At 27.8% G+C, this 12,449-nt stretch carries 11 protein-coding genes, 1 tRNA gene and 2 pseudogenes; 9 read left to right on the forward strand and 5 right to left on the reverse strand.

Annotated elements, in window-relative coordinates; genetic code table 11:
* The first annotated feature begins 59 nt into the window (after positions 1-59).
* The gene (gnd, locus tag BDU_RS02800; protein ID WP_012538310.1) at positions 60-1,454 is read left to right on the forward strand and encodes a decarboxylating NADP(+)-dependent phosphogluconate dehydrogenase; all 1,395 of its coding nucleotides are present in this window, start codon (positions 60-62) and stop codon (positions 1,452-1,454) included.
* A gap of 14 nt (positions 1,455-1,468) precedes the next feature.
* Here the strand turns inward: gnd and BDU_RS02805 are convergent, their stop codons facing one another.
* From BDU_RS02805 to BDU_RS02815, 3 genes are all read right to left on the reverse strand, one after another.
* Positions 1,469-2,005 carry a BAPKO_0422 family outer member beta-barrel protein gene (locus BDU_RS02805; RefSeq protein WP_012538311.1) on the reverse strand — a complete coding sequence of 179 codons (537 nt, stop codon included), beginning with the start codon at positions 2,003-2,005 and terminating at the stop codon, positions 1,469-1,471.
* Positions 2,006-2,128: 123 nt separating this feature from the next.
* Positions 2,129-2,647, reverse strand: a complete 519-nt coding sequence (locus tag BDU_RS02810) for a BAPKO_0422 family outer member beta-barrel protein (protein ID WP_012538312.1) — start codon at positions 2,645-2,647, stop codon at positions 2,129-2,131.
* Between the two features lie 214 nt (positions 2,648-2,861).
* Positions 2,862-3,371 (reverse strand): BAPKO_0422 family outer member beta-barrel protein, encoded by a 510-nt coding sequence (locus BDU_RS02815; RefSeq protein WP_012538313.1) that lies wholly within the window; start codon positions 3,369-3,371, stop codon positions 2,862-2,864.
* Positions 3,372-3,709: 338 nt separating this feature from the next.
* Between BDU_RS02815 and BDU_RS02820 the strand changes: the two genes are divergently transcribed.
* The 8 genes and pseudogenes from BDU_RS02820 (at position 3,710) to BDU_RS02850 (ending at position 11,508) form a co-directional block, all read left to right on the forward strand.
* Positions 3,710-4,243, forward strand: a complete 534-nt coding sequence (locus BDU_RS02820; RefSeq protein WP_012538314.1) for a chemotaxis protein CheW — start codon at positions 3,710-3,712, stop codon at positions 4,241-4,243.
* A 14-nt stretch (positions 4,244-4,257) separates the two neighbouring features.
* Positions 4,258-4,569, forward strand: a complete 312-nt coding sequence (locus tag BDU_RS02825; protein ID WP_014696397.1) for an STAS domain-containing protein — start codon at positions 4,258-4,260, stop codon at positions 4,567-4,569.
* A gap of 23 nt (positions 4,570-4,592) precedes the next feature.
* Positions 4,593-4,980: pseudogene (locus BDU_RS08995) on the forward strand (Hpt domain-containing protein); the annotation flags it as partial.
* Between the two features lie 113 nt (positions 4,981-5,093).
* Positions 5,094-6,734 (forward strand): annotated as a pseudogene (locus BDU_RS02830) (chemotaxis protein CheA); the annotation flags it as partial.
* A 61-nt stretch (positions 6,735-6,795) separates the two neighbouring features.
* Entirely contained in the window at positions 6,796-7,947 is a 1,152-nt protein-coding gene (locus BDU_RS02835) for a chemotaxis protein CheB (RefSeq protein ID WP_012538317.1), read from the forward strand.
* The gene (locus tag BDU_RS02840; protein WP_025400817.1) at positions 7,947-9,719 is read left to right on the forward strand and encodes a BB0569 family chemotaxis protein; all 1,773 of its coding nucleotides are present in this window, start codon (positions 7,947-7,949) and stop codon (positions 9,717-9,719) included. Before BDU_RS02835 ends, BDU_RS02840 begins: the two co-directional genes overlap by 1 nt.
* 36 nt (positions 9,720-9,755) lie before the next feature.
* Positions 9,756-10,130, forward strand: coding sequence for a response regulator (locus BDU_RS02845; RefSeq protein WP_012538319.1), 375 nt, complete (start codon positions 9,756-9,758; stop codon positions 10,128-10,130).
* Positions 10,131-10,164: 34 nt separating this feature from the next.
* A complete protein-coding gene (locus BDU_RS02850) occupies positions 10,165-11,508 on the forward strand; it encodes a Sapep family Mn(2+)-dependent dipeptidase (protein ID WP_012538320.1) in 1,344 nt (447 codons plus the stop codon).
* Between the two features lie 6 nt (positions 11,509-11,514).
* Here BDU_RS02850 and BDU_RS02855 read toward each other — a convergent pair.
* A tRNA-Leu gene (locus BDU_RS02855) sits at positions 11,515-11,598 on the reverse strand.
* 8 nt (positions 11,599-11,606) lie between these two features.
* The gene (gene pyrH / locus BDU_RS02860; RefSeq protein WP_012538321.1) at positions 11,607-12,296 is read right to left on the reverse strand and encodes a UMP kinase; all 690 of its coding nucleotides are present in this window, start codon (positions 12,294-12,296) and stop codon (positions 11,607-11,609) included.
* Between the last annotated feature and the right edge of the window lie 153 nt (positions 12,297-12,449).

Here is a 12,449-nt window from a genome sequence, read left to right on the forward strand (position 1 = left end):
ATCTAAAAATAATGAATAAATAATTTTTCTATGAAAAAAATACGATAGGGGATAATGCAATGGATATTGGTATTTATGGATTAGGAGTTATGGGTAGTAATTTGGCATTAAACATTGCCGATAATGGTTTTAATGTTTATGTTTATAATAGGGATAATGAAAAAACAGAAGTTTTTCTTGCAAATAATTCTCATAAAAAAATTAGTGGTGTAAGCGATATTGAGACTTTTATTAGAAGTTTAAAAAAACCCAGAAAGATTATTTTAATGGTATCAAATTCGGCTGTTGATGAAGTTATTGAGCAAATTTTACCTTTTGTTGAAAAATTCGATATTATTATTGATGGTGGTAATTCTTATTATAAAGATACTATAAGAAGAGAGCAAGAATTATCTTCTAGGGATATTTATTTTGTTGGGCTTGGAATTTCAGGTGGTGAGAGAGGCGCAAGATTTGGAGCTTCTTTTATGTATGGAGGTAATAAAAAAGCTTATGAATTAATAGAACCTATTTTAAATAAAATAGCTGCTAAGACTAATGAGGGGGATGTTTGTTCTGCTTATTTGGGTAAAGATGGAGTTGGGCATTATGTAAAGATGGTTCATAATGGAATTGAATATGCCGATATGCAACTTATTGGTGAAGCATATTTTTTTATGAAGAGGGCTTTTAATTTAGATAATTTGAGAATTGCTGAAGTATTTGATAAGTGGTCAGAAGGTGAACTATCTAGTTATTTGATAGAAATAACATCTAAAATTTTAAAATATAAAGAGAATAATGAATATTTAATTGATAAAATTTTAGATGTTGCAAATCAAAAAGGTACTGGAAAGTGGGTATCAATTGAAGCTTTGCATTTAAATGTACCAGCAAATTTGATTTTTGAATCTATGTTTGCAAGGTCTTTGTCAATATTAAAACATGAACGAGTAATTGCTAGTGATATCCTTAAAATGGATGTAGACTTTGTTGAATTTGATTTGAGTGATTGGATTTTAGATCTCTATTATTCTCTTTTAGTTGCTAAAATATTAGCTTATTCTCAAGGATTTATGATTCTTAAGAATGCATCAGCCAATTATCTTTGGGATTTGAATTTAGGAAAAATTTCTTTAATTTGGAGAGAAGGTTGTATTATTAAGAGTGTTTTTTTAGATAAAATTAAGTTAGCTTACGATAAAAATCCACATCTTATTAATTTGCTTTTTGATGATTATTTTTTAGATATAATAAAGAATCATCATAAATCTTTAAGGCGTATAGTTTCAAAGGCTAGTGAAATTGGGATACCATTGCCAGCATTTTATGCAAGTCTTTCTTTTCTAGACTCTTATTCTACTAATTATTTGCCAGCAAATTTAATTCAGGCCCAGAGAGATTTTTTTGGTGCACACAGTTTTGAGAGAATAGATTCAAATAGGGGTGAATTTTTTCATAGTAGTTGGGAATAATTTAGGTTATGTATTTAAATATAATATTTAATGAACATTCCTCCTATGATATTTATTTTAAATCCTGCGTAAAGATAATGGTATGCGATAGATTGTGGATTTGATACAAATTCTATTGAAGGTGCCATTTTAAATCCAATTTCTATATTTTCTGTTATATCGTAAAAAATAGCTATTGGAATTCTAAATCCAAAACCCGATTCCATGCTTTTAAAATTTGATTTGTTGGATGAGATGTGTATATTTCCTCCAATTCCTGTTCCGATAGATAGTTTTTCTATTAATGATATTGTAAATATTAAATCAATGGCCGAGAGTACAAAGACATTAAAATCATATTTTTTAGATTTGAGTATACTTTGTGGTAGTTTAATCCCATTAGTTCCTCCATAGCCTATTTCAATATCAATAAATGGAAATGACATAATATAATTAAATATTGGATTTCCAATACTTCCACCAAATCCTATTTTTCTATCTAAATATGAACTTTTACCAAATGAATTAATCCACATACTTGATGTTAGTATTATTATCATTATTTTTTGCATGATGTCCCCAACAATTCATGTTTTTATCTCATTATATTTTATTTTTAATGATTAATAAATTTTATATACAAATCTTCTTAGTTGAATTTTTTGATGATTAATGTTAATGATATTTTGTATTTTTTATGCAACCCAAAGTTTTATACCAAGTCCAGCAAATACTTCCCATTTGTGTTTTGGATAATCATGTCCTATTCCCCATATTTTTATTCCTGGTCCTACTTTTAAAAACAAATCAAAATGTCTTTTAAAAATTGGTAAAATTAAGGATAGCGAAATTTTAATGCCTATATTTGTTGAATTATATATTTCATGTGTTTTTTTCCATTTAGATATCCACCATAATCCATAAATTCCTATTCCAAGTGATGTATTTATGGGTTTAGGTTTATTAAATGAATTTGATGAGAATATATTGAATTCTATAGATGCAAATAATGTATTAAAGTTTTGGAATAGATTTTTGAGTCCATTGTAAATTCCAAATTCTATTTCAATGTTTTTTGCTAAATTAAGTTGTATTGCATTTGGAAATGGTCCTAGTATTCCAATTCCAAAATAACCTTTGTTTTTTGTATATTCATCTTTTGCTGTGCTATTAAAATAATTTATTAATATAAAAATAAAAATTGTTTTTTTCATTTGATAATGAATCCTCTCATTTTAAGTGTATGCTTAATTTTTGAAAATAACGTAATCAATATTAGTTATTATTTTATATAAAATTTATATTGTCAAATTTTAAATAAGATTGTATTGTAGCAGTTTACTTATTTAGTGTAAATTGTATTATCATTGTATTGTATTGATTGTTTTATTTATAAAGAGAAGTAATTGATACTTCTCTTTATAAATTTTATGTAAACCAATACCTAATACCAAGAGCAGCAAATATTTCCCATCTAAATCCAGCTCCTCCATTCCAAATATTAATTCCAAGACCAGGTGCTACTTTTAAAAATACGTCAAATTTTTTTATAAATATTGCAAGATTTAATATTAGTGGCAATCTGGCTCCTATGCTTATTGGACCACTATTTGTGTGTGTATGATTCCATCTGGAGAACCATATTGTTCCATATCCGCCACCACCAATCGAAAAGTTAAGCATTTGATTTAATTCTTTAAAAGTGTGCATATAAAATATGTAGTCTATTGCAAGAAATAAAGTTTGCCAATTTTGAAAAAGATTGTTTGCTCCATTATAAATTCCTAAGTCTATGTCAAAGTTTTCAATGTTTAATTCTAATGCAATTGGAAATGGTAATAAAATTCCTATTCCAAAATTACTTCTTGCTGTTGAATTAGCAAAAGCAGATGTTGACAATAATAACAGTATTAAGATAAATATATTTTTTTGTTTCATGGGTTCTCCTTTAATAAAGATTTAATATAGAAATTTAATTCTGTATTGATATAATTCAATTTATTGTAATAAAGAAAATATATTTATTACATTCAGTGTAAATTATTACGTGTTGTTATTTTTTTAATTATTGATTGGCATTTATATTTTTGTTTATATTTTGTAGGATAATTATATTAGGGTGTATTTTTGTTATGTGTAATATTTGAACGTTTGATATTTGTTTAGTATTGAGGTTTTTGATTTATAATTGATACATGACTGGTGTTTTTAGGTACATAAATTTAAATAAAACCTATGGAATTTATTTTAGTTAGTTATATTATTAAGAGGCACTTATGGAATTAGAGGTAGATATGCAAGATACATTAAATCAGTATCTTCTATTTAGTTTAGATGAACTTTATGCAATTGAGATTAAATATGTTGTTGAAGTATTGGAATATACTAAAATCTCAAAGATACCAAGAACTCCTGATTATATGGCAGGGATAATCAACAATAGAGGAAAGATAGTTCCAATAATTGATATTAGAAAACAATTTGGCATGGAAGAGCGTAAGGTTAGCGATGATGAAGTTAAGAAAAAAGAAATTAATACTTCAAATATTATTATATTGACTTTAATATATGAAGGCGATGAGTTGAATCTTGGAATTTTAGTGGATCATGTTAAAGAGGTTCTTGAGTTGAGTTCATCTGATATTGATGATGCTCCAAGGATTGGTGCGGGTTTCAATTCAAAATTTATATCTGGTATTGGTAAATGTAATGATAAATTTGTTGTTATTCTTGATGTAAAAAATTTGTTTAATATTAAAGAACTAGCTAGATTTAAAAATACTACAATAAATGGTCCTGATGACGAGTAGGAGCTTTGAGTGTTATGATTTATAAACCAGAAGGGGAACTTGTAGTAAATAATATTTTTAAAGTTAAAGAAGATCTGTTAAATATTCTGAAAAATATGAAAGAAAAAGAGACATTGGTGATTAATCTTGCAAATGTGGAAAAAATAGATATTACTTTTATACAAATTTTATATGCTTCTAATAAGTATGCCAAAGATAGGAATTTATTTATAAAGATAGAATATCCTTCTGATGAGGTTTTAAGTTTATTAATATATGGTGGATTTTTAATAGATATTGAGGATATTGATAACTTGGATTTGGGCCTTAGTTTAATTGAATTTTAATTTTATGTGTTTAAGGGCAATTTATGAATAGTAGTGATATGATTGATAAATTTAAGGATTCTTTTAAAGAAGAGTCTATAGAGAATATTTCAGATATTGAACATGCACTTCTTAATATTGAATTTGAATCAGGAAAAGAAGTTATCAATTCTATTTTTAGGAATTTTCATACAATAAAGGGTAGTGCAGGGATGTTTGGTTTTAATTTTACAGCTTCTCTTGTGCATGAAATAGAGACGATTCTTGATCCTATCAAGATGGGTGTTGAAGAATTTAATCAAAGTACTGTTGATGCTACTTTGATGGCGGTTGATTTTGTTCGTGAACTCATTGAAGGAGATGAAGCTATTGATGAGATTGTATATAAGACTCGTGAAAAAAGTTTAATAGATGCAATTAAGAAGGAACTTGGTATTGATATTGGTGTTGTTAAAGATATGGTTTTGGCTACTAATAGTGAAGTTCAAAATTCGTCAATTAATTTGGATTCTCAAGAAGCAGAATTAAATTTGTCTTTAAATCAAAATAAATATGAAGATGAGGCTTTGAAGGTTGAGACTAAAGTTTATAGGGTCCTTTTTATTCCTTCAAGGGGAATTTTATTTCATGGGCACAAACCAATTAATTTTTTAAAAAAGTTGTTGAATTTGGGAAATGGACAAGTTAAGGCTAGAGTAAAAAATATTCCTGATTTGGAATTGATATCTCCTGATAATGTTTATGTTGAGTGGGAATTAAAACTGGAGACAGAAGAGAGTAAAAGTACTATTGAGGATGTTTTTACATTTGTGGATGGACAGTCGAAATTTGTTATTGAGGAAGTTGATGCATCGTATGAGATAACAGATGATTCTTTTTTATTAAATAATGTAACTCAAAATGTTAATGAGATGTTTCCTGAGAAAGAGCAAAATTTATCACATTCAAAAGAACTATATAATAATAAAATGTCCTTTAAGAGTGGTGAACATAATGTTAATGATGATACTGTCAAGAGTAAAGTCAATATTGCTAGTATTAAAGTTGATTCAAAAAAGTTAGATCATTTGGTAAATCTTGTTGGTGAACTTGTGACAATTCACTCTAAGCTTGCTAAAGAGGCTGAGATTAGTAATAATAATGTTTTAAATTCAATTTCAGCTGAATTTTCTTTGCTTATTAATGAACTTAGAGATTATACTACAGGACTTAGAACAGTTCCTATTGAGATTTTATTTGTAAAGTTTCAAAGAATAGTTAAAGATTTGTCTGTTCAACTTGGTAAGTCAATTCATTATTATTCTCAAGGTGGTGATACTGTTCTTGATAAGAGTATTATTGAGAGGTTAAATGAGCCTTTGGTACACTTAATTAGAAATTCAATCGATCATGGAATTGAACCTGATGAGGAGAGAGTAAAAGCCGGAAAGAAGGCCCATGGAATAATTAAACTTTCTGCACAACAATCAGGTGATTCTGTAATTGTTGTTATTGAAGATGATGGTAGGGGACTTGATAAACATAAGATAATTAAGCGAGCTATAGAAAAAAACATAATATCTGAGGCTATATCTAGCACTTTATCTGATGTTGATATTTATAATTTAATTTTTGAGCCTGGATTTTCAACAGCTGATGTTGTTACAAATATATCGGGTCGTGGTGTTGGAATGGATGTTGTAAAAAAACAGGTAGAATCTCTTAGAGGGAATGTAGTTATTGAGAGCGAGTTTGGTAAATATACTCGAATAAAATTAATTTTTCCTTTGACTTTGGCAATTATTGAAGGATGGCTTGTTAGGGTTTACGATCAGTATTTTATTGTTCCTTTGTCTAGTGTTGAATCTTGTCTTGAGGCTGATAAATTGGATTCTAGAGTATACGGACTTGAAAGTGGTGGTAATGTCATGGATTATAGGGGAAGTATGATTAGCTTCATAAGGTTGAGGGAATTTTTTGAAATATCTAATGAAAAAAGTAATAGTGAACATGTTGTTGTTGTTAACACAAATAGTGGTAAAATAGGAATTGTGGTAGATGAGGTTTTAGGACAACATCAAACCGTTATAAAAACTTTAGGTAAGGTTTATTCTAAAGTAGAAGGGGTCTCGGGAGCTACAATACTAGGAGATGGCAGCTTGGCATTAGTCATTGATGTTGATAATATAACTAAAATTATAAGGTAGTATATTCTTAGAGTAAGATATCTTGGTTTTTGTAAAGGTAGGTTTATATTAAATAATAATAATGAAAATATTGGTAATTGATATTCAAGGTCTTATAAGACAGGTTTTTGTTAGAGCCTTTTCTAAGGATGTAGATGTTGAGATATTAAATCCGGGTTCTAATTCTTTAAATCTTATTAATGTTTTTTTGCAAAAATTTCCTGATGTAGTTATTATTGATGAAAATACGGCTAAGTCACATTTTGGAAATTCACTTAATAATGTTCTTAATAATATTTCACTTCCTGTTGTTTTTATAGCAGAGAATGAAGTTTATCCAAAATTTGGTTTTCTTGATTCTAAAAAAGATAAGATTAAATTAATAATCAATAAACTTAATTTTAAACTTACAGTTAATTTATTTAGAAGTGATTATTTAGATTTAATTAAATCAGAGATTAAGAAATTAGTGGATCATAAGTTTGTAGCTTCTTTTGAAAGTAAGAGAATAAAATCTCCTGATTTTTTTGAAAAGATTGAAAGTAAAGAGTCTGAAAGAGATATTACTAACATAACTAAAAGTTATAAAGTTGCAGATGTTATTAATGTTTCTCCTAAAAATGGTCCAGATGTTATTCTGAAGTATCAAGGTGTAATTAATAAAAATAAGACAGGAAAAGTTATTTTTGTTGGGGCTTCAACTGGTGGTACTGAGGCTTTAAGAGTTTTTTTAAAATTATTCAAAAAAGATTCTCCTCCAATTGTAATTGTTCAACATATGCCTGGGGGTTTTACAACATCTTTTGCAAAAAGTTTAAATAATGAATTTGAAGTTGATATAAAAGAAGCTGAAGATGGAGATATTTTAAGACCTGGTCTTGTAATAATTGCAAATGGTCATTATCATTTAATTGTGAAATATGCTAATGGAAATTATTTTACTCATCTAATTGATGGTCCTCCAGTTAGCAGACATAAACCTTCTGTTAATGTATTATTTCGTTCTGCTGCTATGTATGCAGGAGAGAATGCCATTGGAGTTATGCTTACGGGAATGGGGGATGATGGTGCTAGTTGTATGCTTGAAATGAAAAATAATGGTGCATATAACATTGCACAAGATCAATTGACTTCTGTAGTATTTGGTATGCCTATGGAGGCAATCAAGATAGGTGCTGTGGATAAGGTCCTTCCTTTAAATAAAATATCTGAGTGTATTTTAAGGAGATCTTAATGGAAAATAATGATAAATTTTTGGATATTGATTCGTACATTGGTAATGTATTAACAGAACTTGAGACTTTTGATAATCGTTCAAGGCAAGTTTATGCAAGCTTAAGTAAATCGATTCCTAGGTTAATAGAAAAGCTTTCTAAAGATATTAAAGATTTGTCTTTTAATATTGGGTTTATTTCTAATCTTGATGTTGATAATGACTATTCTTTAAATAACTTTATATCTAAAGTAATAAGAGTACTTAATGATTTTGTATCTTATTTTAATTCTTCAACTGAGATTCTTGAATCTCAATTTAGTATAATACGGGATAAGGTTAAGGATATAGAAATTCTTGAAGATGTAATTGAAAAAATGAAAAAAAGTTCTATCGATATGGAGATAATGTCGATTAATACACTAACTGTTGCCATGAGAGCTGGGAGAGCTGGAGGTGCTTTTTCTTATATTACAAATGAGATTAAAACTTTAACTCAATCTATGATTAAACAAGCAGATCAGCTAACTAGTAAGGGTAGAGATATTAAGGTTGGACTTGATCGGGCTAAAGAACAGGTACTTGAAAATAATACGGCTGAGAATAAAATTCTTGAAGAATTTAAAGAGGATTTGATAAAAAATATCGATGAATTTGCAGGAAGTATTGGAGAAGTTATTGCATTTTATGATAATGTATTAAAAATACTTAATGAATTTAAATTTAAATTTGTAAATGCTGTATCTTATCTACAATTTCAAGATAGACTTACTCAGTCTTTACATCATTTAAATGTTATGTATTCTAGCATTGATGTTTTTAAATTTAGGGATATAAGTGAAATTCAAAAATTAAAAGTTTTATCTGTTTTTACAGATTCGTCTAAAATGATAATTAGGGATGTTATTTCTAAATTAGATGAGAATTGTATGGCTTTTGAAGAGTTTATTGATACATCTATTTCTTCTATTCAAGTTATTAATGATTTAAAATCAGATAATTCTTCATATGTTGATATTTCAAAGTCTGTTGAATCTTGTTCTATTATCTTATTAAATTTACTTAGGAGAATAGATGATGTTGAGAAAAATAATTCTAATTTTTTAAATCTTTATTATGAACAAATTAAACTTGTTAAATCTTTAGAATTAATGTTTTCAAATATTTCAGCTATTTCTTCTAGATTTCAAAATATCAATATAGCATCTAAAATAGAGGTTGTAAAGAGAATTGAACTTGAAGATATGGAAGGCAATATTTCTGAAATGTCCAAAATTATTAATAATATTGATTTAAATATTACTAAAGGACGGGAATTTTTATCTCAAATAATATTTTTTTTTGAAAAAGTTGTAAAAGATTGTGACAATCGCTTTTATATTGAAAAAAATTATTTTAATAAGTTTAAGAAATTGTTTATAGAGATAAAGAGTAATATTTTTGAAATAAAAAGGCTAGCTATTGATCATGTATTATCTTATGAAATGTTTCCCGTTAATTTTTTGGAAATATTTGAAGAGGTAAAATTAGATATTCATAGTATAAAAGCTTTACGAGAGGATCTTATAAATATTGAAAAGATTTTAATTGACATAGAAAATGATATTAATAGTAATCTTGATTCAGAGTTATTAAAACACGATCTTAAGTGTATTGAAGTGGAGGATAAAGAGTTTATTCGCAGAATTGCTAATAGATTTACTTTGTTTGTTCATAAGAAGTATTTATTATCGCTTATTGAAGATGAAAAGGATGTTCATTCATTTGATGAGGGTAGTGTAATTTTATTCTAACTTTTGTATACTTTTATATGGGTTTAGGAGCGTTTCATGCAAAAAAGGATTTTGGTTATAGATGACAATAGAGCTATTAGGCAAAGTGTTGCTTATATTTTGGAGCAGAATGGTTTTGCGGTTGCTGAGGCTCAAGATGGTCTTGAGGGTGTATCTAAATTTAAGGAAGCTGTGGGACAGAGTGATAAAGATTTTGATCTAGTAATTACAGATATCAATATGCCTAATTTAGATGGAATAGGAGTGATAAAGGAGATAAGAGGGCTTGGAAGTTTTGTTCCAATACTTGTTTTAACTACTGAATCTGAACAATCGAAAGTTGATGAAGGTCGTAAAGCTGGCGCTACTGGTTGGCTTGTTAAACCTTTCAATCCCGATACTCTTATGCAAACAATATCAAAAATATTTTAATTTTTATTTTTAGATTATCGTAAGGTTTAGTCTTATGAGTTTTAAGCTAGATAAACAGTTTTATTTTCATTTAGGAGAATTAATTAAATTTAATAGTGTTAATGCTCCTGCATTAAAAAGTAAGCCTTTTGGAGAACAAATTGATTTATGTCTAGATAAAGTATTAGAAATTGCTCGAGATATTGGTTTTAAAGTTTATAAAGATCCAGATGGATATTATGGTTTTGCTGAAATGGGTCAGGGCGATGAACTTATGGGTATTTTAACTCATATTGATATTGTTGATGTTGGCAGCATATCCAAATGGCATTCAAATCCTTTTGAACTTGGTTTTCGAGATGGAAGAGTTTATGCTAGGGGTATTTTAGATGATAAGGGACCTTTAATGGCTGTTCTTTATGCTTTTAAAATGTTGCTATTAGAGAAAATTTGTTTTAAGAAGAGATTTAGAGTGATTTTTGGCACAGATGAAGAGACTGAATGGCGTTGTATTGAGCAGTATAAGATTAAAGAAGAGATTCCTGATTTTTCTTTTACTCCTGATGGTGATTTTCCTATTGTTAATGCTGAGAAGGGGTTATTGCAATTTGATGTTATTAGTGATGAAAAATTTTTTATGAATCTTGAGCTTGGCATAGGGTATAATGTTATTCCTGATGAATGTTCTTTTGAGCTTGGTGATGCTAATAAAGATGATTTTAGAATCTTACTTGATAATTTTGATGGTAAAATTAGATATAAGTTTTTTGAAAACAATGTTTTAATTCATGGCATTTCTGCTCATGCCTCTTTACCTGAACTTGGTGTTAATGTTGCTCCTTATGCATTAGATATTATTAAATCTTTAGGAATAAGAAGTAATTTTATTGCTTTTTTTGAAGACAGGATTGGTTTTACTATCAATGGAGAGAAATTGTTTGGGAAGGTTTTGGAAGATTTGCAATCTGGAAAACTTACTCTTTGTTTAACAAAAATTAAATTGTCTAAAACATCTAATCAAATTTTGTCTTTTGATATGAGGTATCCTATAAGTTATAAAAGGGAAGATTTGGTAAGTTTAATAAAGAAAACTTTAGATTTATATTCTCTAAATTATAGTGAAGTTTCTTTTCTTGATCCTCTTTATGTTGATTCTAATTTAAAATTTATTTCATCTTTAATGGAAGTTTATCAGAATTTTACAGGTGAGAGTGATGTTAATCCTATTTCTATTGGTGGTGCAACTTATTCAAGAGCTTTGAAAAATTGTGTTGCTTTTGGACCATTATTTAAAGGTTCAGATAATACAGCCCATCAGGTTAATGAGTATATTAATGAAAATGAACTTATGGATCTTATTTTGATTTATAAGAATGCTGTTGAAAAACTTAATACTTAAAAATAGTACCGGTAGTCGGAGTCGAACCGACACGAGATTGCTCTCATCAGATTTTGAGTCTGACGCGTCTACCAATTCCGCCATACCGGCAATAGATTTTATTTTACTACAATAGTTCCTAAAAAATCATCATTTTTATCAAAAACTTTTTGTAAATTTGTAAGATCAGTGCCATTAAGTATATAAGCTTTAATTCCAAGTTTTAATGCTAGTTCTGTTGCTATTGGATCAAATGGTAAATGTGAACCAGGTTCCCAATCTTTTCCTACGATATTTTGTAATTTATTCCAAGTGATGTTTTTAAATCCTTTTGCATCATTATATTTTTTTGGATCTTTATCATATATTTGATCAATATTGGTTAAATTAATTATTTCGTTTGAATTGAACTTTTCGGCAAATTTTACGGTAATATAATCTGTTGAAAATCCTGATTTCCATCCTGATGCAACTAATATTTGTCCTTTAAATTGAAAATCTTCAGTTGGATTGCTTACAATATCGTTAATGCAAAATGGTTGCATTGCTTTGCTTATAAGAGTTGCATTTAGTTTAGTTGCCATTATTCCAATTTCATCGAGTTCATGATTTTTAAATTTAGGATTAATTTGCTTATAAGCATCTTGATATTCTCTTGCTGTTTTTCCGCCTCCTGTAATTAAAATAACTTTTCTATTGTGTTCTTTTTTTATCCATTGAAAAATAAGATTTTTTAAATTTTTAATGTATGTTGTATTAATGTGATTAGGATTGATTATCCCTCCCCCAAGACTAATTATCTTTATCATCTAAACTCCTTATTTGAGTCGGTTATTTTTTTATTTAAATTTGTATTATATAGTATATTTATATTCAGGTTGTTGGAAAATATGATTTAAAATCATATTACCTTATTAACTATACTATATTGTGCAATGTTTCCTTATATCTTATAGTTAAGA

The sequence above is a fragment of the Borrelia duttonii Ly genome (assembly GCF_000019685.1).
Lineage (GTDB): Bacteria > Spirochaetota > Spirochaetia > Borreliales > Borreliaceae > Borrelia > Borrelia duttonii.